Source organism: Phycisphaerales bacterium, assembly GCA_016716475.1.
Lineage (GTDB): Bacteria > Planctomycetota > Phycisphaerae > UBA1845 > Fen-1342 > JADJWG01.
In genome coordinates this window covers 732,825-754,838 of sequence record JADJWG010000001.1, presented here as the reverse complement: position 1 = coordinate 754,838, position 22,014 = coordinate 732,825, and the positions used below count along the sequence as shown (strand labels likewise).

The window sequence follows — 22,014 nt, the reverse complement described above, 5'->3', positions numbered from 1 at the left end:
CGGGTCAGACCTACACAGCGTCGTTCACATCGTCCGCGGTTCCTGAGCCGGCCTCGCTGCTGCTGCTTGGGCTGGGTCTCTGTGGTCTGATGCGTCGGCGGTAGAACGAACGGCTGAGATTCAAGGTCGTTGATCGAACATCTGAGAGAGGCACACCCAGAAAGTGTGCCTCTCTTTTTATATATGCGAACCCGGTTGTCATCATTGAGTTGCGGGGTTTCGCCTGATGGGGTCCGAAGCGCAAAGGGGCCCGTTGGAAGGTGGACCCTGCTGATGCGCGCCGTATGAAACGTTCCATTCGGATTATGGGAGGTGGAATCTGATCGAATCGGGATGAAAATACCGCGAAACCCGTATAGGCGCTCCACCGTAATTCGGGCGATACTTGCCTACACAACCGATTGGAGGGCCCGGCGGCAAACGCTCACGGCTCGTCAAGTCGGGGGGGCTTGGCGGGCCGTTCTTTCTCCGCCCACCCCTGATTCAATCCGACCACACCGAATCCACTTCTCCCCTAATACTCCAGGCGACGGAAATGTTGCCAGCCGAAGGCCATCGCACCGGCCGCCACCACAAAGCTCAGGGTGAGCAGCAGCGTGGCCACCAGCCAGGGATTCGTGGCAGTCTCGGGCGTAACCGCTTCCTGGGCGCGTAAGAGACCGGTTACGGCGAGGCCACCAATCTCAATGGTGACGAACAGCATGCTTGCGATCAGGTTGAGTGTGCCGCCGAAACCGGAGGAAATCCGCGCCGGGTTGCGTTGTCCGAGGACAGGGAAGCGCGCGCCGAGCCCTACGGCCAGACCGGATAAGCCGACGCAGATACCGAGGCAGACGGCGAGTTGCAGCGCAGCCCAGGCGCGATCCAGCTCCAGCGCTTGCAGCGCGAGCCCCATGACGACGAGCGTAGCAACCCCCGTGACCGTGACCGAAAGCACGAACTTCACGAGCAGGATGTGGAAGCGCGGGACGGGTACCAGTCCGAGCAACCAAAGCTGCTGGCTCTCGAGGGACAGCAGGGGGTAAACAAAGCGGCTGGTTATGGTCGCCATGATGAGACTCACGGCGGCGAGATTGAGAAAGACGGCGACAGCGCGCATGTTGGGCTGCTCGCTGAGGATGGGGAAGCGGCGCAGGTTCGCGGCGTAGACGACGAGCAGCCCGAGCATGATCACCATCTGGGTCCACTGCGTCGGATCACGGGCAAAGCCGCGCAAATCCTTAAGCATCAGGGTGCGCATCTTGGCCGGCAGGTAAAAAAAGAACACGTGGCATAGGGTTGCGGTGGTCCAGCCCGTGCGAACCTGTCCACTGCCCCGACCTTGACGGGCGTGGCTGTACGCTTCTGGCCAGGAGTGTGCGATGAGGTTGACAGTGACCCAACCGAAGAAAAGGCCATTCGCGAGGACGGCACCGAGGTAGAACAAGCTCAGGTCGGCGCGCTGTTCGATCGCGGCGATGACGCCCTTGGCGCTCCACGTGCTGGGGAGCAGCGGCTGCCGCGCGACGTTGAGTTGCAGAAAGAAGTGGCGGAGCCACTTCTCAGAGCCATCGGCGTTGCGGAGCAGGGTCCAGGCCCAGAACACGACCAGGGCGAGAATGAGACTGCCACAGATGATGGCGAGCGTCATGGGGCGCCGCGGCGCCCAGCGAGCGACGGCCCAGGCGGCGAGCAGGCCGAAGGTCGAAGGAACCAGCACGAAGCCGAGGAAATGGCCGATGAAGAGCGGGTAGTAATACCACTCCACGTCGCCGGTGCGGGCCACGGCGAGCATGAGGGGAACGCCGAGGAGCAGAAAGGACCAACTCGAAAGGAGCATGCCTTCCAGCCACTTGAGGCACACGACCTGACGCGCGGAAGCGGGCATGGTCAGGAGGTGGCCAGCTTCGTCACGCCCGAAGAGACTGCTGAAGGCGAGGATGGCGTTGGAGAAGGCCAGCATGACGGCGAGGACGAGGAAAAAGTGGATGAAGATCTGCTGCTGGGCGACGAGTGCTCCCATTTCCCAGCGTCCAATCTGACGAAGCACCTGCTCCAGCACCAGGTAGAGCGAGGCCCAGATCATCCCGAGCAGCAGCAGGACCATGAAGGTGCGGATCGGCGCCTCGCGGAGTTGCTGATCGACGGTGTTACGGGCCTGGAGGGCGCGGAAGCGGGTCAGCACAAGGAAGTGCCGCAACGGGGACCGGGCTGGCAGCGGATCGCTCGCCATGCTGGGGAGTGTAGCAACCGGTGAAACGGCCTCCCAGCGAGGGGATCATTCGAGATGATCAGCGTGCGCGGTTGCGGGGGCTTGGCGTCCGAGAAACAAGGGCTCTGAGGCGCTGGAGTTTCAATTTTGGAGCGCTACATCGGAGTGGCCATTGAAATCGTACCGGAGAACTACTATATTCTCAGTGCAACGGTTGGAGGTGCGCCCGATGTTGACGCTCACGAGAAAAACGGAGTACGCGCTGATTGCGATTTCACACCTGGCCCGGGTGGGCCGGCAGATCGTGAGCGCGCGGGACATCGCGGAAGAGCACACCGTGCCGCTGCCGTTGCTGATGAATGTTTTGAAGAAACTCAACCGGGCGGGTTACATCAACTCCGTGCGGGGCGCACGCGGCGGGTATCTGCTGGCGACGAACCCGGAGGAGCTGACGCTCGCCGACCTGATCGAGGCGGTTGAAGGGCCCGTGCACCTGACGCGGTGTACGAATACGGCTGACGACGCCCGGGTGTGCGGGATTTCCTCGACCTGTCCGATTCGTCGTTCGCTGGTGCGAGTGCATCAGCGGTTGCATGCGTTTCTGCGCGGTGTGACGGTGGCGGAGATTGCACACGACCACCCCGCTTCCGCCGAGCTCAACGTGACGAAGGTGCTGGCCAAATGAGAGTTTACCTGGACAACAACGCGACAACGCCGGTCGATCCGCAGGTGCTGGAGGCGATGCTGCCGTTCTTCACCGAGAAGTACGGCAATGCGGCCTCGCGGAGTCACGGCTTCGGGTGGGAAGCAGAAGAGGCGGTGGAGCACGCCCGCGCCCAGGTGGCGGCGGTGATCAACGCTGACCCGCGCGAGATCATCTTCACGAGTGGTGCGACGGAGAGCAACAACATCGCCATCAAGGGCGTGGCGGCGATGTATGCCGACAAGGGCAAACACATCATTACGCAGGAGACCGAGCACAAGGCGGTCATCGACCCCAGCAAGTACCTCGAGCAGCGCGGGTACGAGGTGACCGTGTTGAAGGTCGATGCGCGGGGCCGAGTCGATCCGGCCCAGGTGGCCGCAGCTCTCCGGCCGGACACGATCCTCGTGTCAATCATGCATGGCAACAATGAGATTGGCACGCTGCAACCGATCGCCGAGATCGGGCGGATCTGCCGGGCACAGGGGGTGCTGCTGCACACGGACTGTTGCCAGACGTTTGGCAAGGTGCCGCTGGACGTGCATGCGATGAACATCGACCTGTTGAGTTGCAGCGCGCACAAGATTTACGGTCCGAAGGGGGTGGGGGCGCTGTATGTCCGGCGGAAGAACCCGCGTGTGCGGTGCGAGGCGGTGATTCACGGCGGCGGGCACGAGCGCGGCATGCGCTCCGGTACGCTGAACGTGCCGGGGATCGTGGGGCTCGGCAAGGCGGCGGAGCTGGCCCGGAACAACATGAGCGCGGACGCGGCCCATGTGGCCGGGCTAAGGGATCGCCTGCAGCAGGGGATCATGGCGCAGCTCGACGAGGTGTACCTGAACGGGCATCCGACTGAGCGTACACCCACGAACTTGAATCTCTCCTTCGCCTATGTGGAGGGCGAGAGTCTGATGATGGGCTTCAAGGACATCGCCGTCTCGAGCGGCTCGGCCTGCACGAGCGCCTCGCTGGAGCCGAGCTATGTGCTGAAAGCCCTCGGCGTCGGCGACGAGTTGGCGCACAGCAGCATTCGGTTTTCACTGGGTCGGTTCAACACCGCGGCGGAGATCGATTTCACGATCGACCTCGTGGTCAAGACGGTGCGCAAGCTGCGGGAAATGAGCCCGCTCTACGAACTGGCACAGGAAGGCGTGGATCTGAAGACGGTCGCATGGGCGGCGCACTAGCGCCGCGGATCTGCCGTTCCCGGTAGTGCCCCGCCCGGGCACGCCGCTGGCACAGGAGTAAGCAGTCATGGCCTATAGCGAGAAGGTACTCGATCACTATTCCAATCCGAGAAATGTCGGGTCGCTGGACAAAGCCAGCCCGAATGTCGGGACGGGGATCGTGGGCGCGCCCGAGTGCGGCGACGTGATGAAATTGCAGATCCAGGTCGACGAGCACGACCAGATCGTGGATGCAAAGTTCAAGACCTTTGGCTGTGGTTCGGCCATTGCTTCGAGTTCGCTCGCGACAGAGTGGATGAAGGGGCGGACCTTGGACGAAGCCCTGGCGATCAAGAACACCGACATCGTGAATGAGCTGGCGTTGCCGCCTGTCAAGATCCACTGTAGCGTGCTGGCCGAAGACGCGATCAAGGCGGCCGTGGCCGATTTGAAGGCGAAACGTGGCCAGGTGGCGGTGGAACCGGCGGCGGCCGGACAGACGGCGTAGAATGGGGAAAGAGGAGCGCGGAGCGCAGGCGCGACGCAGCGGGCGGTGCCGATGCGGCCCCCCGGAGATCCGGCCGGGACTCCCCGTTCCGCGGTTAGCGTTGTTTCGCGAGAGTGTGGAAAGAAACGTTGGAGAGAGAGCCGATGAGTGATGCAACCGCCACGAACGCCGTGACCCACCCGGCGCCGGTTTACATTCCCGCACGTGACCGCGCGGTGACGCCGCCCGAAGGGCAGGGTGTCCAGTTGACGCCCCTGGCGGCGAAGTACGTCCGTCAGTACATGGAGAAAACCGAGAATCCCAGCCAGCAGTACCTCTTTTTCGGGGTCAAGGGGGGCGGGTGCAGCGGGCTGAGCTACGTGCTCGATCTGCGTGATGAAAGTGTCTCGCAAGTGGCGGAAACAGACGAGGTCTTTCTCTCGCACGACGTGGTGGTGGTGTGTGACCTGAAGAGCTTCATGGTCGGGCACCTCGACGGCACGACGATCGACTACGAGGAAGGCATGATGGGCGCCGGGTTCACCTTCAAGAATCCGAATGCCAAGCACTCGTGCGGTTGCGGTTCCAGCTACACGGCGTAGCTCGGGTAGCAGGTTCCGCTCGCTGGGACTGAATATCGCGTGGGCCCGTGTGAGCGCTGCGACTCCGGTCGCCCGGCGTTCACACGGGCCGCGCTCTCGACGGCGAAGCATGGTCGTTAACCCTAAGAATGCGAGCGGTGACACGGCAGCGCTGCTGAAGTGCCGGGCGTGTGATGGACCGATGGAGACGCCGGTATTCTGTGCGGACTGCCGGCGTCTGTATCCCGCGGATGGGGTGAGCTATTTCGAGCTGATGGGTCTGGCGCCGGTCGCGGAAATCGCCGAGGAGGAACTGCGGGAGCGCTATCTGAAGCTGTCGCGTGGGATCCACCCGGATCGGCAGGGGGCGGTGGGGGAGTCCGTGCTCGGGTTGCGTGTCAGCGCCAGGTTGAACGAGGCGTACCGCGTATTGTCCGATCCCTTCCTGCGGATCGAGTACCTGTTGGAATTGGCAGGCGGGAAATCGTCGGCTGAAGATCGCTCGGTGCCAACGGACGTGCTGACGGAGTCTTTGGGCATGCGTGAGGAGCTGGGCGAGGCACGCGCCGCGGGGGATGCGGCGCGGCTGGAGGCCTGTCGGGCGCAGGCGCAGGCGCAACGGCGGGGATTGCTGGTACGGCTGCTGGATCTGGCCCGACGGTTGCCGGGTGATGCAGCGCTGCGGGATGAGCTGCGCAAGACCCTGAACGCGAGTAAGTACTACCAGAAGATCCTGGCGGAGACCTGATGGGGCCGTCGAGCGCAGGGCGAGAACACTGTTTCTGACGCACTGCGCAGGACCGAGCCCGCGACACAGCCGAGTGTTGTTGTGGATGATGTGATCGTCGGTATTGATTTAGGGACGACGTTCTCGCTCGTGGCGTATGCCGACGAAGCGGGCCCGCGGATCCTGCGCGATGCCAATGGGGACGGGCGGTTGCCATCGGTGATTGGTGTGTTGCCGCGCGTGGACGGGGGACCGCCGGAAGTCATGATTGGGTGGCCGGCGCGGGCGCAGGCGGTGGCGAATGCGCGGGCGACGGTGTACTCCGTGAAGCGCCTGATCGGGAAGGGGCTCGAGGAGTTGCGGGCGGAGTTGCCGTTCCTGACGTATGACGTGGGCTCGGGTCCGCGCGACACGGTGCAGATCGAACTCGACGGGCGGCGCTACAGCCCGGAGGAGCTCTCGTCGCTGATTCTCCGGGCGCTCCGGGAGCGGGCGGAGCAGCAACTCGGGCGACCGGTGCAGAAGGCCGTGATCACGGTGCCGGCTTACTTCGATGATGCCCAGCGCCAGGCAACGCGAGATGCGGCCCGGGCGGCCGGGCTGGAGGTGGTGCGGATCATTAACGAGCCCACCGCGGCGGCACTGGCCTATGGACTGGGACTGCGCAGTGCCGCAGCGCCGCGGGGACCTACACCGCTGCCTTTGCCCCAATGCCATCCGGCGGGTGTTGCTGACGCGGCGGCGGCGACGCAGCTTGTCGCGGTGTACGACCTTGGTGGCGGGACGTTTGACGTTTCGATCCTGCGACTCGACGGGGACGTGTTCCAGGTCCTGAGCACGGCGGGAGATACGCATCTCGGCGGGGACGATTTCGATCGTACGCTGATTGAGCTGGTGACGCAGGAAGTCGAGGCGCAGTTCGGCGTGACCATCACGGCGGCGGCGACGCGCCAGGCGCTGCGGGGCCTGGCCGAGGCCGTGAAGATCCGGCTCGGAGAACAACCACAGGCGGACATCGAGCTAGACCTCGATCGCGCGCGGACCTATCGGCGCACGATCACGCGCGCGGAGTTCGAAACGCTCACGCGTCCGTTGGTGGAGCGGACGATCGAGGCGTGCGGCCGGGCGCTGCGGGATGCGGGGTTGCGCGCGGCGGATGTGCAGCAGGCGATCCTCGTGGGGGGCTCGACCCGGATTCCGCAGGTGCGGCAGCGCGTGGCTGAATACTTCGGGCGCGCGCCGTACACAGCGCTGAACCCGGATGAGGTGGTCGCCCTGGGGGCGGCCATCCAGGGGGCTGTGATGGCGGGGCAGCGCTCAGACCTGCTGTTGCTGGACGTGATTCCGTTGTCGCTCGGAATCGAGACAATGGGCGGGGCGATGGGCAAGCTGATCCTGCGAAACACCACGATTCCATGTCGTGCGACGGAAATGTTTACGACCTTTGTCGATGGGCAGACAGCCATCAAGTTGACGGTGCTGCAAGGGGAGCGGGAGTTGGCACGGGACTGCCGCGCATTGGCTACATTTACGCTGGATGGCCTGCCGCCGATGCCGGCCGGCATTCCGAAGGTGGAAGTGGAATTTCTGGTGGATGCGAACGGGATCCTGAACGTGAGTGCGCGGGAGGGGCGCAGTGGTCAGGAGGCGAGCATCCAGGTGGTGCCGACGCATGGGCTCACACGGGCCGAAGTCGACCGCATAGCACGGGAGAGTGTGCAGTTTGCACAGGTTGACGTCGATGCCCACCGGCGGATCGATCTCGTGAACCAGGTCGCGTTCGATACACATAAAACCGAACAGATGCTGGCGCAGGTCGGATCGGAGTTGTCGACGGAGGAGCGGGCGCGGATCGAGCAGGACCTCGCAGCTCTGCGCAAGCTGGCGGAGCAGGGCGTGGATTTAGATGCGCTGCATGCGGCGTTGGTCGCCTTCGGCCGGAGCACGCTGCGGCTGGCGGAGCTGGGCATCCGCGCGGCGTTGATCGAGCATGACCGAAGGCCGTAAGTGAAGGAGGCCGGCGATGGGTGGCCGCAATCCATACATCGAGCAGTCGAAGATCGAACTGCCGCAGAAGAAGTACACGCTGACGATCATCGACGAGCAGAAGCAGAAGCACGTGATCGAGGTGGATCCGGCCAGGATTCCCTACGAGGATCACGGGTTACCGGGGTCGATTCTCGACATCGCGATGGCGCATGGGATCAACCTGGACCACGCCTGCGGCGGCGTGTGCGCCTGTGCGACGTGCCACGTGATTGTGCGCCAGGGGCTGGAGACCTGTAATGCGTCCACGGACGATGAAGAAGACCAGCTCGACGATGCCTACGGCTTGACCGGGCAGAGCCGGTTGGGGTGCCAGTGTGTGCCGAACGGGCAGGCGGACGTGCGGGTTGAGATTCCCAACTGGAACCGCAACCTGGCGCGTGAGGCGCCGCACTAACACGCGGCCAAGTCGCGGGCGCAGGGCCTACGCGGCATCGATGAGAGCGAGCTTGTCGCGGAAGAGTGCCCGCAACGCGGCCCGCAGGAGTTCGTGCTCCGGTGCCCGCAGTTCAGGGTCGCGTTTCACCAGTGCGAAGGCATCGGTGCGCGCCGCTTCCAGCAGGGCAAAATCCTCCACGATGTTGGCGACGCGCAGCTCGGGGAGACCATGCTGCCGGGTGCCGAAGAACTCGCCGGGGCCGCGCTGCTTCAGGTCGGCCTCGGCGATGGCGAACCCGTCGGTCGAAGCGACCATGGCCGCGAGCCGTTCTCCTGATTGGCCGCGCTCATCCGCGGCAATCAGTACGCAGAGACTGTCGCGGGCGCCGCGCCCGATGCGGCCGCGTAGCTGGTGCAATTGGGAGAGGCCGTAGCGATCGGCATTCTCGATCAACATGATCGATGCGTTGGGAATGTCCACGCCCACTTCGACTACGGTCGTGGAGACGACGGCATGCAAAGCGCCGGCGGTGAAATCCCGAATGACCCGCTGTTTGTCCGCCGGCCGCAGGGCCCCGTGCAACAGCCCGATGCGCAGGTCACGCCAGGGTCCCTCGGAAAGGCGCGTGTACATGTCCGTGACTGTGACGATCTCCGGCGCACGCGCCGCGCCACGGGTTGATTGTCCGGCGGCTGGTGGGGTGGAGGTCTCGGGTTCGTCGCTGCGCCCGATCTGCGGACAGACGACATAGGCCTGCTCGCCAGCCAAGAGCCGGCCGTGCACGTAGCCCAGCACCGTCTCCCACTTATCACGCGGTACGACCTTGGTGAGAATGTTGCCGCGGCCGGGGGGCGACTGCTTGAGGACGGAGATTTCGAGATCGCCGAAAATGGTCATGGCGAGGGTGCGCGGAATGGGGGTTGCAGTCATGACAAGGTAGTGCGGCCGCAGCCCCTTGGTGCGGAATTCGTGCCGCTGTAGCACGCCGAACTTGTGTTGCTCGTCCACGACGACGAGGGCGAGTTCGTTGAAGGCGACATCCTTCTGGATCAGGGCCTGTGTGCCGACGACGAGATCGAGTTGGCCGTTCTCGATGGCGGAGAGCGCCGCATCACGCTCGCCCTTCGGCAACTTCCCGCGCAGCAGGACCGAGCGCACGCGACTGCCGGCGAGGTAGCGCTGGATGTTTGCGTAGTGCTGTTGGGCGAGGATCTCGGTGGGAGCCATGATGGCGGCCTGCCGACCGTTGGCGATGGCGACAAGGCAGGCATAGAGCGCCACGACGGTCTTCCCGCTTCCGACGTCCCCCTGGAGGAGTCGCGTCATCGGCCGCCCGAGCTGCAGATCAGCGGCAATCTCGCGGACGACTTCGTCCTGTGCGCTGGTGAGAGTGAAGGGGAAGCGAGCCCGGATGCGGGCATCGATCTCCGGCGTGACATGCAACACCGCCGCCTGCTGGAGACTCATACGGCGTTGCCGCCGCAGGGCCATGGCGAGCTCCATCAGGAATAGCTCTTCAAAAGCCAACCGGCGCCGGGCCTCGGCCAGTTGCGGCTCATCCGGCGGGCAATGGAGCATGCGGACGGCCTGGGCACGGGGCAGCAGGCCGCGGTCTTGCACCAGAGTTTCGGGCAGGATCTCCGCCAGGGGGAGCTGGGCCTGGTTCAGGACGGCGAGGACGGACCGGCGGATCAGCGGTGACTTGCACTGCTGGTTCCCGCGGTAGACCCCGACGCGCCGTGGGCCGGCGCCTTGCGTCATCAGCACGGCATCCGGGGCGAAGACCTGCACGCGCGGTTGCACGAGCTCGGCCAGGTCGCCATAGATCTGGACGCGTCCGCTGGCAATGACGGTGGCGCCCCGGAAAAGACTGCGTCCTCCGTAATCCTGGTTGAACCAGCGCAGGATGCACTGGCCGGTACCGTCGTCAATTTCGCAGCGCAGCATGGGGCGGCGGCCGCCGACGCGCAGCACCTCGCCGCGCACCGTCGCGTGGGTACCGGGGACGAGGTCCGCAATGGCGACTTCGCCGCTCTCGTGTTCGTAGCGGAAGGGGTAGTAGTGGAGCAGGTCGCCGACCGTCTGGATGCCCAGTGTGGCAAAGGCGGCGGCGCGCTGCGGCCCGACGCCTTTGACATACTGGACGGGACTGTCGACGCGGAGCGTGGACATACTGCGCCCCCGCGCGTTCGGCGCGCGGTGCGAAGGTCTAGCCGAAGCTGTCGGTCGGCGGTGCACTCGGAAGCGGGGCACCCGCCACGCGGTGAGCCGTGTACGACCTCAGGGGATCACGATGCGGGTGCCGATCGGGAGTTGATCGCGGTTGCGCAGCGTGCCCTGATTCGCTTCCCAGATCGATTTCCAGCGCGTCTGATCGTTGTAGTACCGGCGCGCCAGACTATACAGCGTATCACCCTTTTGGATGACGTGGGTGCGCTGGTCGCCGGCGGCGGGTGCAGCGGTAGTGCGGCCGCCGCGGTCGCCGGCATGGGTCGTGCCGCCGGAGGTGCCGTAATCCTGTGCGGGCGCCGGTGTCGAGGCGACGATCGGGTCGTTTGCGTAGGGATCATCCTCGGTCGGAACCGAGTTCATGCGGGTGAGGGGTTCGGGCTGCTCGTCCGCGCGCGCGGTCGGCGCGGTATCCTGCTGTGCGCAAGCTGTGAGAAATACCGCCAAGGCGGCCATGAGCCCCAGGAAACCCAGCTTCATGATGTACCTCCGTGTAACCAGAGAGCTTGTGGGGTAAGGTCCTTGTGCGGAATCTCAACCGATTGTCGGCCGCTTGTAAAGATCGGGGTCAGGGCGGAGTTCAACGACCGACCTTGAACCCGAGCGCACGCCAGAACTCCCGGTTGAGGCGGGCCGACTCCCGGGGGGAGCTCTTGCGCGTGCCGTCGATCTCGGTCGTGATCCAGCCGGTGTAGCCCCGTTCCCGTAACCGTGCGACAATGGCCCGCAGATCGATCTGCCCCTCGTCGAGTTCGCAGAAGATCGGGACAACCTGCGTAGCCGCGTCTACGGCGGCGGCAGTGCGCTGGCGGGCGAGTTCCGCTCGCCAGTTGGCACTGGTGTAGCGGTGTGGGACGTTCTTGTAGTGCATGTACACGATACGGTCGAAATAGCGCTCGTAGAACGTGTGGGGGGCATAGCCCCCGAGGAACAGGTGGGCGGGATCGGGGCCGGCAAAGACCAGGGCAGGATCAGTGCCTTCAAAGATCGCATCCACGTGCGCGCGCTCCTCGCCGAGCGTGTCGATGTGTGGGTGGTAACAGGCTTTTACTCCGACTGCGAGGCAGGCCTCCCCAATGCGATTCATGGTCTCGCACAGGTCCTTGAGATCATCCGCGGTGAAGTGGTCGTGCCCCTCGGAATCACGACGGCGGTCCCCCCCGCCCAGGTTGAGCCGCTCTCCTCCGACCGCCGCAACGAACTCGGCCAGACGCCGGTTGTACTCCAGGTCCGCGGCCCGGGTCTCCCGCAGCATTTTTCCCCCGCCGTACAGGCACACCAGTTCCAGGCCGTGATCGTCGAGTATCCGGCGAAACAAGGCGGGGTTGTCCCCGTACTGGTCGGCGACCTGCGTGAAGCACTCGATGCCTTCGTACCCGAGATCAGAAATGTCCTTCATCGCGCCGAGCGTGTCCGGACCCCAGGTGATAGCGTGGTAACTCAACCGGATGCTCATCGTGTCTTTGCTCCCGCCTCCGGCAGTGCCGGTTCTTCGAAAAGCGACATGCCCGCGACCACCGGCCGCGTGCGTGATACCTCCACCACGAGCCCGACCCCTTGGCCACCGCGCTCGGCCAGTAACACGACGACCGCAATCGTCTCGCCGCCGCTCCGCACCGCGAGGGGTACGCCCACTCGCAACGGACCTTCGAGATCGGCCCGGATGAGCAAGGCATCCTCGATGGCTGCGACTCGGCCAATGGCCCGTGGCAGCGGCGGGGGCGGTCCGAAGCGGAGCCGGTCGCCCTGCGCCAGGTCCACGGGCGCAGTGGGCACTGCCCGCACGATCGCATAACTCGGCTGTGCCCGTACGACCGTTGCACGGCCGAGGACCGCGGCGCCGCGCAGTACGTCGGCAACATCTCCGACGGCGATGCCATCGTTCTCTCCCGCCGTAAGCAGAGCGCCCTCGCTGGTCACTTCGAAGATCCGCGGTTCGAACCGGCCCGCGGGGACGTCACCCCGTTGCCGCACGATCACGTCATCACCGACGCGCAACACGCTGCCGTCATCCGGCAGCGGTTCCACTACGATGAGCGGCGCTGCCGGGGAATCAGGTGCCACCAGCTCAACCACGTCCGTAGGCGGGTCGGGTGTGCCGTCGGGAGTGGGCTGAGTCGTCGGCCTCCAGCGCGGCCCGAGCGGCGGCGGTACGGGCAGCCAGGGTGCCAGCCAAGGGGGGGGTGCTGCTGTGGCGCGTTGGGCTGTATCCGTGTGACGACGAATCCAGGCCTGAATCTCATTCGGATTGTGGTGTGGTGGTGCCAAGGTCGCAAAAGCACCGGACATCACTGGGCGCAGGGAGGTGCGCAGTTCACTGAGATCTTCGGATGCGGCCGCATCCGTCGCCTCGAAGGGCACGAAGCGTGCATACCAGAAGGGCTCTTCCTGACGTTCGACCCAGCCGTGTCCGAGGAACCGCCCGCGACGGAAGAAGTCGAGGTTGGGGCCGCCGTCCGCGAATTCGCCCGCTACAGCCGGGATCCAGGCCCGCAGGCGGCCATCCTCGTCCTGTACGAAAGAAACGGCCGACCGCCCGGCCGAGCGGCCACGATCGGCCGGTGCCGGCCAGAGCCGCAGTGGGATGTCGGGTGCGAGGGTGACTTCGGTCGCAAGGGGGTAGACCGCACAGAAGCTCAGGTGATTTGTGGCGTAGCGGACATCGAGACGCAGGGCGGGCTGACCCGCCACGCGCAACCACCAGCGGTCCCCGATACGGACGCCCTGGTCGGTGCCGCCACGGACCCATGCGGTTTGGCCACCGGGGCCGATACTGTCGATGACACCGATGAGCACCGCACGCTGCGGCCAGCGCGGCAGGAGACGGGCGATCCAATCCGGCGCGAGGAGCCAGCCGGTCCAGCGTGTCGAGGTGTCGGGGGGCCAGCGCCCGGCGATCAAGACGAATTCCGCGTCGGCTGTGGGTTGTGCGGCGTCACATTGCGCCAGGGCAAGCGCGCCGTCTTCGCTGGCAAGAAACAGCCACTGGTTCGGTGGTGGTGGTAGTCCCGGCGAAAGCACACGCACATGGTGGGGCGAACGGCCCGACGCAACGGTGACTTCATGGGCCCACTCGTCGGAAGCATGCGCGTGGCCGGCGGTGCCGAGGCACAGCAGTGCGAGCAAGTGGGCTGGCACGGTGGCGAGAGGCAAAGCACTCACGCTGGGGCTGACCCTTACAAGCGGCGGCTTCGAGTGCGCCATGGTACCGAATTAGCGACACGCTTCGCGACGTGCGAAATACTACCAAGCGGCTCGGCTCGCTGCACGGCGGTCACCCTTGCCGCGGTGCGCGCAGCGCGCCAAAAAAACACCCGAGGCGACCATCTTTCGACGGCCACCTCGGGGGTCAGAGGAGGAGGAGAAGCGGTTCAAGAAGGTTCAGGGCTCTCACCTTCTAATACGCTGATCGGGCAAAGAGGTTCGCAGGCCGAAACGAATTCGCGCCGCATTTTCACGGTACCGCGTTGAGGGCTCCAGGAACGCGCTCCCGGAAGGGATTACCGGGCCCAGATCAAGGGGAAGTGACGATCGGGCACGATCTTCGACAGAACCACACAGGTGTGCCGGGGGCTTGGGGCCTCTGGACATGCCCGGTGTGGCCGAGTATCATCACGATGTGCGTGTGGAACAGACCTTCGGTGGCCGAAAGAGGAGTGGCCGCCCGCGGGGATGCGGACTGAAGGAACTGTTGTGCCCCGGTCGCCGGGAGCGCATGGGGTTCACCGCCACGTTTTGACCGGGTATCGCTCAACGGAGAGTTCGAGGCCGGCGCAGGGGTTTCCTACCCCCGTTCTGTGCGCGCATGATCTATATGGGTCGTGGACCGCCCGGCGGGGCGGCACAAGGCGATTGCTTATCGGACGAGTGGTTCGAAGCAGGGAGGAAACATGACGACCGGTGTTTACAACCTTCACAATCACACCCCTTTTTCCGATGGGGCCTACACGATCGACGAAATCTGTGAGGCCCATCTCAAGCACGCCGCCGCCCGCGGTTACCAGGTCGCAGGGGTTGGCATCTCCGATCACCTCTTCTGCACACCTTCCTCGCGCGAAGTGCATAACGACCGTGAGTTCGAGCGTTTGTTCGCCCGCGAGACGCGTTCTTATGTCGAGCACGTGCGCGACGCGCGCCAACGCTGGGCCGGCCGAATGCAGATCTTCTGCGGCGCCGAGATCAACTGGCCGCTCAACAAGGGCATGCTCGATACGATCCGGACCCATCTGGATGGGATCGATTATGTGCTTTTCGAGTTCGTCGATTGGGCCGGGCTGACCCAACTCGCGAACCAATCCCGGCGCTGGCCTTGTCCAATCGTGCTGGCACACACCGACATCGCCCTGCAGTTCCCCAACACGTCGATGGACCAAGTAGTTCGCACGCTGGCGAACTCGCGCATCGTCTACGAACTGAGCGCCAAGTTCTTCCCGCTCTGCAACCACGACCGCTGGTTCAGGGTGCTGCCCAATCACCGGGTGCAGGTGGCCCTCGGCACGGACACGCATGATGACCTCGGTGTGATCGCCACATTGCCGCAATTGCACGAGTATGCCGTGCAGCATGGCCTGATGCAGAAGTTGTTTGTGCCGACGCTGCGATCGGCCGAGGCCATGTCGGCCGCGAGCTAGGCGCGCCGGGGCCTGTTTCGTACGCGCTTGCTGCGCCACTCACACGGTTCATTCTGTGCCAGGCCGTTGGCCGGATGGCCCGCGCCGCGGAAGCGGCGACGGCCCTGCGGACGCATACACACGGACTCACTGTGTTCCACCTGTGCCCATCGGGGTGGCTGCAAGCAACTATAATCGGCATGGTTTCGTGGCGGTTCGCAATCTCTGAGGGTGACGCATGCCGATGCCTTTGATCACGATCGGGTTCGCGGGGGTGCTGGTGTTGCTGGGTGTGGTGGCGTGGGGTTTGACGGGCTTCGCCGCAGAGACGAAGACGGCGCTGATTCCGGCGGCCGTCGGGGCGGTGTTCCTGCTGCTGGGGTTGGTGGCGCTGCATGCGTTGTTTCGCAAACACGTCATGCACGTCGCCATGCTGCTCGCGCTGCTGCTGGTGATCGGGATGGGGGCGATGGCGGGTCCCAAGGTGCCCGCTTTGCTGACAGGCGGCGAGGTGGCGCGCCCGACGGCGGTGGCGACTCAGGCGCTGCTGGGCCTCTTTGCTCTGGTTTACCTCGTACTGGGGATCAAGACGTTCATCGACGCGCGGCGCAAACCGGCCGCGGCGGCCGGGGGGTAGCCGGCGGAGGATTCGAGCGATGAGCCGCGCAGCACGGCGGACGCTTTCGTGGCTCGTGTGTGCGGCGGTGCTGGGCGCGGCGGGGCTGGCGGTGTGGGCGCTGCCGGGCGGGCCGCCGCCGGAGGCGGAGCTGCGCTGGCTGCTGGGGCGCGGGCAGCTTCGTTTACGTGAATTCCGGCGCGCGGACGGGTTGCTGAGAAAAATGGAGGGTACGGGCGACAAGGGGGCGAATGCGATGCTACGGAAACTACTAGACGATCCGCGGGACAATGTGGTTGAAGTCTCGCTCCGGCTGCTTGGAGATCGGCTATCGGTCTCGGAGACGCGCGACGGGGCGGCGGAGACGTTCGCGGCATGGTGGAGTTCGGCGGCGCTCGATGTGCGCATTCGGCACCGGTCGAGTGTGATGCGCTGCTGGCTGATGGCCCGCGACTTGCGGCCGCTGGAGCCGGAGGACCGCTGGTTGGTGGTGCTGGCAGCGGAATCGTCACAATATTCGCGCGACGAATGGGTGTGGATTATGGAGCCGGAGCGCCGGCATGCCGCGCCGTGGGTGCGGCGGCTGAACGCGCTGATTTCCCTCGACGAGCGCGGCACTACGGCAGGTTTGCCGAAGACGGATGAGATCGCGGCTGGTCCGAGCAGCGCCCGGCTCGTAGAGATGCTCGACGACCCGAACCCGACGGTGGCGCGGGCGGCCGCGCGACTGCTCGTGGTGTGTGGCGATGCGCGGGGCATTCCGGGTACGCTGGCGAGCATCCGGCCGCGGTCGCTGGATGCGTTGCTCGCGAATGAGGTTTTGGGGGAGTTGTTCGGGCCGGACTGGAGGTCGCTCGATGCGGGCGGTGGTGCAGCGCGTGAGCCGGGCGCGGGTGACGGTAGCGGATGAGGAGGTCGGGGCGATCGGACCGGGGCTGCTGGTGTACGCAGCCGCGGCACCGGACGACGGGGCGAACGATGTGCGTTACATCGCGGACAAGGTGGGACAGCTCCGCATTTTCCCGGATGCGGCGTACAAGCTGAACCGGTCGGTGCTGGATGCGGGCGGGGCGGTGCTGCTGGTGAGTGCGTTCACGGTGCAGGCGGATGCGCGGCGCGGGCGGCGGCCGTCGTTCGATTCGTCGGCGCCGGGGGAGGTGGCGGAGCCGCTGATCGAGCGTCTGGTGGCGGCGCTGCGGGGGATGGGGCTGGAGGTGGCGACGGGGCGGTTCGGGGCGCAGATGCGGGTGGAGTCGGCGAACGAGGGGCCGATCTGCGTGCTGCTCGACTCGAAGCGGGGGTTTTGAGGGGGCTGTTCGAGTAAGCGTCGGCACGGGGGGCCGGTGCGACGATCACCACGGACTGCTCACAGAGCAGTGGCACGCGTTACGGATTTGTGGCGCAGGTAACGAGGAACGCGGCGGCGAGCGCTATGGCGCTGAGGACGACACCGGCGACGGTGCGCTGGCGACGGGTGCGGCGGTGTTCGGCGGACCAGGCGGCGGCGGTGCGGGCGGCGAGCAACGCGGTGGGCGGGAGGTCGGCGCAGTGGACTTCGATTTCGCCGCTGGTCCAGCGCGGACTCGCGAGCGCGCCGCGGTGCAAGGCCGCAATGTACGTGTCCCACGATTCGAGCATGACGCGGGCAATCTCGCCGCGCTCGACGGCCGCGTCGAGGTCATGGGCATCGCGAAGCGTGAACCACTTGACATCGCCGGCGCCTTGCAATGGCAGCACCGCAGCGACGGCGGTCGCGTGCGGGCCGTCACGGTCGCCGAGCACGGCCGTCGTCGTGGTGCGGTGGTGCGTCGCGGCGGTTGAGGGCGACGAGCTTGTCATGCGTTCCTGCCGAAGTGCCAGAGGACGTTGAGGGTCAGCAGCACAAGGCCGGCGATTCCGGCCGCGCCTGCATAGGGGAAGATGCTGGCGCCGACGAGCCATGGCGGGCCGATATACCGCACGAACGGCCGGGTGCCCATGAGCACGAGGATGCCGCCGGCGTGCAGGGCGGTACAGAGCCACAGCGAGCCCGTGCACCAGAACGCGATACACAGCAAAGCACCGAGCGCGAGGTGCCCGCCGAAGGTCCAGTAGCGCTTGACGCTGCGGATGTAGTGCGCAGCGGCGAAAAGCAGCGCGCCGAGCGGCAACGCGACGGCAGCAGGGAAGTCCGCCAGCAGGCCGTGGAGGAGCAGGGCGCGGAACAGCAACTCTTCGAGCAGGGCGCCGCAGACGGCGGTGAATGGCACGGCTGCGAGGCGCTGTGCGAGGCGGGCGGCGCGGTGGCGGCGCTCGAACCTGACATTGCCACTCAGGAGCCAGGCGAGATAGAGGAGCGTGAGGTAGAGCGTGGCGCTGCCGAGGCCGAACACAGCGTGAGCAGCATCTGCAAGTGGAAAGAACGCGGCGTAGTAATCCCACGGAGCCACGCCCCGGAGCACGGGATAGGCGAGCAGCACGCTTGCCAGGACGACATTGGCGGCGACGCGGTTGAGCGTCTTGAAGCGGCCGGGCAGATCGGCCGCATGCAGGCGGGTTTGCACGGGGCGCCGCGCGGCACACAGCAGCGCAGTCTGCACACCCCACAGCAGAAACGGGATCGCGAGAACCAGTGCGAGTGCGGCCACGGTTCAGGCACTCCCCGCCGAGGCCGGTGATTCGAAGCTCCCGGGGTGCGCCGCGGGTTGCTCCGCGTAGCGCGCATCGCCACGCAGGACGCGCGTCCAGCGTTTGTCGCCCCAGAGGTACCACAACGCGGGCTCGGCGCGCAGGAAGTTCGCAAACCTGTCCGCAAACCACTGCATGGCGGCGGTGACAGCGGCGCGGCGGGCAGCGCGGTCGCGGCCGTCCACGGGTGCGGAGAAGGGCCCGTCGATACACAGCAGTTGCCGGCCGTCGTCACCGCGACGGGCGGTGAGCATGAGCAGTGGGGCTCCGCTACGCACCGCGAGAAGCGCGGCACCACCCGGCAGGTAGATGCGGCGGTCAAAGAAGGAAACCGGCTCGCCATCGGCAGGTTTCTGGGGGAGGTCCGGCGTGATGAAGAGAGTGCGCCCCGCGGCCAGCGCGGCGCTCATGCGCCCCAGGCGGCCGAGGGCGCCGCCGGCGTCGGCGGGCTCGGAGATCCACTGTACGCCGCTGGTGGCGTACCAGCGCGCCTTGGCCGCGAGTCGCTGGGAGTCGCGGGAGTGCCGCAGGTAGATCGTGAGCGGGTGCCAGGCGTTAAGGTGCGTCAGGTTGAGCAGGTAGTTGGCGATGTGCGGGCCGACGAGGATCACACCGCGCCCGCGGGCTGCCGCGGCGGGCAACCGCTCGACCGAGGCGTCGAGCGCCACGCGTTCGGCGGCGAAGGCCGCGAGCGCCGTCGTGCCGCGCGTGGGCAGCGCGGCGCAGTGCAGGGCTTGCAGGGCGCCGGCGAAGTGGCCGGCGAGTTGTCGGAAATACTCCCTATGCACTGGGGGGGTGTACAGGTCGAGCGCGCGCATGTTGCGGGCAATGTGCGCGCCGAGCACAGGCAGGTGCGGGCCGAGCTGCGCGATCAGGGCCGTCAGCCGGTGAGTGGATCGGGGACCGAGGTACGGCGCAAACCGCAGGGCTGCGGCGGTGCTTTGGCGGGTGATCCAGCGCCGGAGCGCGCGTGTCATCGGTAGGCGTCCTCGGGGTCGCAATCGCGAGGCGGTTGCGGTGTAGAAACAGGGACGATACTCCGTCACACCGCGCTCGACAATCGGCGGTGCGGCATGCACAAGCGTTGCGGGCGCGCTAACGGTGGATAGCGTACCCACGGAATCCGACTTATCATGTGGAGAATGGGCCGGTCTTTCTTGGCAATTGGGCGTGCGGCACAGTGGGTGCCGCCCAGGCGGCAGGCACCGGCCGAAAGCTGAACAGCATTGAAGGGAGCCCTGGAATGAGGAACTCGGTGAAATGGATCGTCGTGGGAACGCTGCTGGGAATGGCGGCGAGCCCGGCGTGGGCCAAGGACCTGGAAGCGGCCGAGCGTACGTTGACGCAGGCGTGGGACAAGATCCGCAGTCTGTCGTTGAAGTACACGTACAAGAGCCACGTGAAGGCCCCGAACGTCGAGATGAAGATGGATGAAACGGGCACGTTCGAGTGGCGCAAGGAAGGGGACAAGCTGATGGGCCGGCGCGAAGGCGCGCGTAAGATGGTCCAGAAGATGGGCGACAACGAAGTCAAGACGGATCAGTCGACGCTCTGGATCGCGGATGGCGAATTCGAGTACGACTTCAGTGACCTGCTGGGCCAGAAGCTGGTGCTGAAGCGCAATGCGGACCCGGGCAACCAGAGCTTCGGCAACCCTCGACATTTCTTCGAGGCATTGAAGAAGACGCATGACCTGTCGCGCGGCGAGGATGCGGAAGTCAACGGTCGCAAGGTGATCGTCATTGTCGCAGCGGCGAAGAAGGATGAGGGTGGACAGATTCCCGCGGGCATGCCCGTGCGTGATGAGTTCTCCTTCGATGCGGAGATTGGCGTGCTGCTGAAGTCGGTCAGCTACGGCGCGGACAAGGAGGAGATCAGCGTCGTTACCCATACCGACGTCAAGATCGACGCCGACATCGATCCGAAGCGCTTCAAGTTCGAAGCCCCGGAAGGTGCCGAGATCATCGACCAGACGACGAAGCGGCAGTAACACACCGGTCGACGGAAACAAGCCCCCGCGGAGCGGTTCGCAACCGGTCCACGGGGGTTCTTATTGCGCGCGAGTCGCGGCGCAAGCCAGCGGCCCACCTGTTGGAGCAGATGGGCCGCTGTTCTGCGTGAATCAGTTCGCTATTAGGGTGCGGGCGCTCGGCCACGGGGGCGGGCCGTAGTCCGGCACCACCTGGGAATGGCATCCCAGGCGCGTTGCTTAGTTCATCGCCGCCATCGGCTTGTCAGTCGGCTGGTCGGCCTGGGCGATCTTCGTCGCGGCATCCCACGCGGCGACGAGGCGGGCCTGCGCGAGTTGCACGCGGGCGCTCATTTCGCACGGCGTACGGTTGCCGGCGACAAGATACTCGACCTTGCTGGCCTTGCTGCCATCGCAGGTCTTGGCACAGTCACCCTTGTCGGCGACCTTCTCGGCCTTCGCGCCGTCGCAGGTCTTGGCACAGTCACCCTTGTCGGCGACCTTTTCGGCCTTCGCGCCGTCACAGGTCTTGGCACAGTCACCCTTGTCGGCGACCTTCTCGGCCTTCGCGCCGTCGCAGGTCTTGGCACAGTCACCCTTGTCGGCGACCTTTTCGGCCTTCGCGCCGTCACAGGTCTTGGCGCAGTCACCCTCGGTGGAGGCCTTCTTGACGGTTGCGCAGCTCGCCCGGAAGGCGTCTTCGCAGTCGTTTTCCTGGCCATCGACCACGCGCTTCATCACGACGCCGGCGGCCGCGGCACGAGCGGCCTCGGCGGCCTTCTTCGCGTTGGCCTCATCGGCGAAATCGACAAACGCGACGCGGTACATGATCTTGCCACCGTTCTCGACAGCGGCTGTCTTGGCGGCGGTCGGGCAGCAGACCGTCTTGTCACCGATCGCGTAGCGGACGGTGACGGCCTGGTTGAGGCGATCATTCAGCATGGTGTCGTAGGCCTTCATGGCCTCCATCTGGTTGCTGAATTCCTGGTCGGCGAGGACGTAGGTGACCTTCGCCTCGGGGTTCTTCGCGATCAAGTCCGCGGCGTGCTTCGGGCACTGCGTGGATTCGTCACCCACGCGCGTGGTCAGCATCGGGATGCCGGCGGCCTTCAGCTTGCTGCCGGTACACGGCTTCTCACAAGCACTGGCGCACTTCGACTTGTCACAGTCGCCCTTGTCAGCGACCAGGGCTGCTTTGGTGCCGTCACAGGACTTGGCACAGTCACCCTTGTCGGCGACCTTGGTACCCTCACAGGACTTCGCACATTCGCCCTTGTCGGCAACCTTCTCGGCCTTTGCGCCGTCACAGGTCTTCGTGCAACCGCTCTTGTCGGAAACTTTCTGCGCATCGCCCGCACCACCGCCACATTGAGCGAGGGCGGGGGCAGCCATGCCCATAGCTACGACGGTCAACAGGGAGGTCAACCAGATCTTCATGAATCGTGCTCCTTTGATTCGCACCGGAAAATTGGGATTCTCGCCACGCGCGGGCGCGCGGGTTCGGCCGTCCGAACGAGAGTGCAAACCTGCAACTCCCCAAGGATATTTCGGCAACTCAATTGGTATATGGTACGATTTCGCACCGAAATAGCAATGATCAAGCGGGTCTCATAATGCGGACCTAGTGCGAATTAGCCGCACAC

At 65.5% G+C, this 22,014-nt stretch carries 21 protein-coding genes and 1 pseudogene; 13 read left to right on the top strand and 9 right to left on the bottom strand.

Translation table 11 applies throughout. From position 1 onward, the window contains the following. Positions 1 to 32 precede the first annotated feature (32 nt). Positions 33 to 104, top strand: a pseudogene (locus tag IPM18_03180) (PEP-CTERM sorting domain-containing protein). Between the two features lie 410 nt (positions 105 to 514). On the opposite strand, the gene IPM18_03175 reads toward IPM18_03180, so the two are convergent. Next, complete coding sequence (locus IPM18_03175) at positions 515 to 2,212, bottom strand: hypothetical protein (GenBank protein ID MBK9118593.1); 1,698 nt, start codon at positions 2,210 to 2,212, stop codon at positions 515 to 517. Between the two features lie 208 nt (positions 2,213 to 2,420). On the opposite strand from IPM18_03175, the gene IPM18_03170 reads away from it, so the two are divergent. From IPM18_03170 to IPM18_03140, 7 genes are all read left to right on the top strand, one after another. Next, on the top strand, positions 2,421 to 2,876 hold the full coding sequence (locus IPM18_03170) for an Rrf2 family transcriptional regulator (GenBank protein MBK9118592.1): 456 nt from the start codon (positions 2,421 to 2,423) through the stop codon (positions 2,874 to 2,876). Beyond that, positions 2,873 to 4,081, top strand: coding sequence for an IscS subfamily cysteine desulfurase (locus IPM18_03165; GenBank protein MBK9118591.1), 1,209 nt, complete (start codon positions 2,873 to 2,875; stop codon positions 4,079 to 4,081). Before IPM18_03170 ends, IPM18_03165 begins: the two co-directional genes overlap by 4 nt. Before the next feature lie 67 nt (positions 4,082 to 4,148). Continuing rightward, the gene (gene iscU, locus IPM18_03160; GenBank protein MBK9118590.1) at positions 4,149 to 4,568 is read left to right on the top strand and encodes a Fe-S cluster assembly scaffold IscU; all 420 of its coding nucleotides are present in this window, start codon (positions 4,149 to 4,151) and stop codon (positions 4,566 to 4,568) included. A gap of 143 nt (positions 4,569 to 4,711) precedes the next feature. Then, positions 4,712 to 5,149: an iron-sulfur cluster assembly accessory protein gene (locus IPM18_03155; GenBank protein MBK9118589.1), complete on the top strand. Its 438-nt coding sequence runs from the start codon at positions 4,712 to 4,714 to the stop codon at positions 5,147 to 5,149. A gap of 109 nt (positions 5,150 to 5,258) precedes the next feature. Then, positions 5,259 to 5,876, top strand: a complete 618-nt coding sequence (hscB, locus tag IPM18_03150) for a Fe-S protein assembly co-chaperone HscB (GenBank protein ID MBK9118588.1) — start codon at positions 5,259 to 5,261, stop codon at positions 5,874 to 5,876. Positions 5,877 to 5,957: 81 nt separating this feature from the next. Further along, positions 5,958 to 7,862 (top strand): Fe-S protein assembly chaperone HscA, encoded by a 1,905-nt coding sequence (gene hscA / locus IPM18_03145; protein ID MBK9118587.1) that lies wholly within the window; start codon positions 5,958 to 5,960, stop codon positions 7,860 to 7,862. Between the two features lie 16 nt (positions 7,863 to 7,878). Beyond that, positions 7,879 to 8,298, top strand: a complete 420-nt coding sequence (locus IPM18_03140; protein ID MBK9118586.1) for a 2Fe-2S iron-sulfur cluster binding domain-containing protein — start codon at positions 7,879 to 7,881, stop codon at positions 8,296 to 8,298. A gap of 27 nt (positions 8,299 to 8,325) precedes the next feature. On the opposite strand, the gene recG is transcribed toward IPM18_03140, so the two are convergent. The 4 genes from recG to IPM18_03120 form a co-directional block, all read right to left on the bottom strand. Continuing rightward, the gene (gene recG, locus IPM18_03135) at positions 8,326 to 10,452 is read right to left on the bottom strand and encodes an ATP-dependent DNA helicase RecG (GenBank protein ID MBK9118585.1); all 2,127 of its coding nucleotides are present in this window, start codon (positions 10,450 to 10,452) and stop codon (positions 8,326 to 8,328) included. 108 nt (positions 10,453 to 10,560) lie between these two features. Further along, entirely contained in the window at positions 10,561 to 10,989 is a 429-nt protein-coding gene (locus IPM18_03130) for a LysM peptidoglycan-binding domain-containing protein (protein ID MBK9118584.1), read from the bottom strand. A 100-nt stretch (positions 10,990 to 11,089) separates the two neighbouring features. Continuing rightward, positions 11,090 to 11,965 carry a TIM barrel protein gene (locus IPM18_03125; GenBank protein MBK9118583.1) on the bottom strand — a complete coding sequence of 292 codons (876 nt, stop codon included), beginning with the start codon at positions 11,963 to 11,965 and terminating at the stop codon, positions 11,090 to 11,092. Beyond that, the gene (locus IPM18_03120; protein ID MBK9118582.1) at positions 11,962 to 13,671 is read right to left on the bottom strand and encodes a hypothetical protein; all 1,710 of its coding nucleotides are present in this window, start codon (positions 13,669 to 13,671) and stop codon (positions 11,962 to 11,964) included. Before IPM18_03120 ends, IPM18_03125 begins: the two co-directional genes overlap by 4 nt. Before the next feature lie 728 nt (positions 13,672 to 14,399). Between IPM18_03120 and IPM18_03115 the strand changes: the two genes are divergently transcribed. The 4 genes from IPM18_03115 (at position 14,400) to IPM18_03100 (ending at position 17,042) form a co-directional block, all read left to right on the top strand. Then, the gene (locus IPM18_03115; GenBank protein MBK9118581.1) at positions 14,400 to 15,140 is read left to right on the top strand and encodes a hypothetical protein; all 741 of its coding nucleotides are present in this window, start codon (positions 14,400 to 14,402) and stop codon (positions 15,138 to 15,140) included. Positions 15,141 to 15,357: 217 nt separating this feature from the next. Continuing rightward, positions 15,358 to 15,756: a hypothetical protein gene (locus IPM18_03110; GenBank protein ID MBK9118580.1), complete on the top strand. Its 399-nt coding sequence runs from the start codon at positions 15,358 to 15,360 to the stop codon at positions 15,754 to 15,756. 19 nt (positions 15,757 to 15,775) lie between these two features. After that, positions 15,776 to 16,645 (top strand): hypothetical protein, encoded by an 870-nt coding sequence (locus tag IPM18_03105; GenBank protein ID MBK9118579.1) that lies wholly within the window; start codon positions 15,776 to 15,778, stop codon positions 16,643 to 16,645. Then, the gene (locus IPM18_03100; GenBank protein MBK9118578.1) at positions 16,593 to 17,042 is read left to right on the top strand and encodes a D-tyrosyl-tRNA(Tyr) deacylase; all 450 of its coding nucleotides are present in this window, start codon (positions 16,593 to 16,595) and stop codon (positions 17,040 to 17,042) included. Before IPM18_03105 ends, IPM18_03100 begins: the two co-directional genes overlap by 53 nt. Before the next feature lie 79 nt (positions 17,043 to 17,121). Here IPM18_03100 and IPM18_03095 read toward each other — a convergent pair whose 3' ends face one another. From IPM18_03095 to IPM18_03085, 3 genes are read right to left on the bottom strand one after another with little or no spacing between them, the layout of a single operon-like run. Then, on the bottom strand, positions 17,122 to 17,574 hold the full coding sequence (locus IPM18_03095) for a hypothetical protein (GenBank protein MBK9118577.1): 453 nt from the start codon (positions 17,572 to 17,574) through the stop codon (positions 17,122 to 17,124). Next, complete coding sequence (locus IPM18_03090) at positions 17,571 to 18,362, bottom strand: CPBP family intramembrane metalloprotease (GenBank protein MBK9118576.1); 792 nt, start codon at positions 18,360 to 18,362, stop codon at positions 17,571 to 17,573. Before IPM18_03090 ends, IPM18_03095 begins: the two co-directional genes overlap by 4 nt. Positions 18,363 to 18,365: 3 nt before the next feature. Further along, positions 18,366 to 19,379, bottom strand: a complete 1,014-nt coding sequence (locus tag IPM18_03085) for a hypothetical protein (protein ID MBK9118575.1) — start codon at positions 19,377 to 19,379, stop codon at positions 18,366 to 18,368. A gap of 278 nt (positions 19,380 to 19,657) precedes the next feature. Between IPM18_03085 and IPM18_03080 the strand changes: the two genes are divergently transcribed. Next, entirely contained in the window at positions 19,658 to 20,392 is a 735-nt protein-coding gene (locus IPM18_03080; protein ID MBK9118574.1) for a hypothetical protein, read from the top strand. 219 nt (positions 20,393 to 20,611) lie between these two features. Here the strand turns inward: IPM18_03080 and IPM18_03075 are convergent, their stop codons facing one another. Next, the gene (locus IPM18_03075) at positions 20,612 to 21,808 is read right to left on the bottom strand and encodes a hypothetical protein (GenBank protein MBK9118573.1); all 1,197 of its coding nucleotides are present in this window, start codon (positions 21,806 to 21,808) and stop codon (positions 20,612 to 20,614) included. Between the last annotated feature and the right edge of the window lie 206 nt (positions 21,809 to 22,014).

Coding starts and splice junctions, on each gene's coding strand:
- IPM18_03175 (MBK9118593.1), bottom strand. CDS start 2,212: ATGGCGAGCGATCCGCTGCCAGCCCGGTCCCCGTTGCGGCACTTCCTT.
- IPM18_03170 (MBK9118592.1), top strand. CDS start 2,421: ATGTTGACGCTCACGAGAAAAACGGAGTACGCGCTGATTGCGATTTCA.
- IPM18_03165 (MBK9118591.1), top strand. CDS start 2,873: ATGAGAGTTTACCTGGACAACAACGCGACAACGCCGGTCGATCCGCAG.
- iscU (MBK9118590.1), top strand. CDS start 4,149: ATGGCCTATAGCGAGAAGGTACTCGATCACTATTCCAATCCGAGAAAT.
- IPM18_03155 (MBK9118589.1), top strand. CDS start 4,712: ATGAGTGATGCAACCGCCACGAACGCCGTGACCCACCCGGCGCCGGTT.
- hscB (MBK9118588.1), top strand. CDS start 5,259: ATGGTCGTTAACCCTAAGAATGCGAGCGGTGACACGGCAGCGCTGCTG.
- IPM18_03140 (MBK9118586.1), top strand. CDS start 7,879: ATGGGTGGCCGCAATCCATACATCGAGCAGTCGAAGATCGAACTGCCG.
- recG (MBK9118585.1), bottom strand. CDS start 10,452: ATGTCCACGCTCCGCGTCGACAGTCCCGTCCAGTATGTCAAAGGCGTC.
- IPM18_03130 (MBK9118584.1), bottom strand. CDS start 10,989: ATGAAGCTGGGTTTCCTGGGGCTCATGGCCGCCTTGGCGGTATTTCTC.
- IPM18_03125 (MBK9118583.1), bottom strand. CDS start 11,965: ATGAGCATCCGGTTGAGTTACCACGCTATCACCTGGGGTCCGGACACG.
- IPM18_03115 (MBK9118581.1), top strand. CDS start 14,400: ATGACGACCGGTGTTTACAACCTTCACAATCACACCCCTTTTTCCGAT.
- IPM18_03110 (MBK9118580.1), top strand. CDS start 15,358: ATGCCGATGCCTTTGATCACGATCGGGTTCGCGGGGGTGCTGGTGTTG.
- IPM18_03105 (MBK9118579.1), top strand. CDS start 15,776: ATGAGCCGCGCAGCACGGCGGACGCTTTCGTGGCTCGTGTGTGCGGCG.
- IPM18_03100 (MBK9118578.1), top strand. CDS start 16,593: ATGCGGGCGGTGGTGCAGCGCGTGAGCCGGGCGCGGGTGACGGTAGCG.
- IPM18_03095 (MBK9118577.1), bottom strand. CDS start 17,574: ATGACAAGCTCGTCGCCCTCAACCGCCGCGACGCACCACCGCACCACG.
- IPM18_03085 (MBK9118575.1), bottom strand. CDS start 19,379: ATGACACGCGCGCTCCGGCGCTGGATCACCCGCCAAAGCACCGCCGCA.
- IPM18_03075 (MBK9118573.1), bottom strand. CDS start 21,808: ATGAAGATCTGGTTGACCTCCCTGTTGACCGTCGTAGCTATGGGCATG.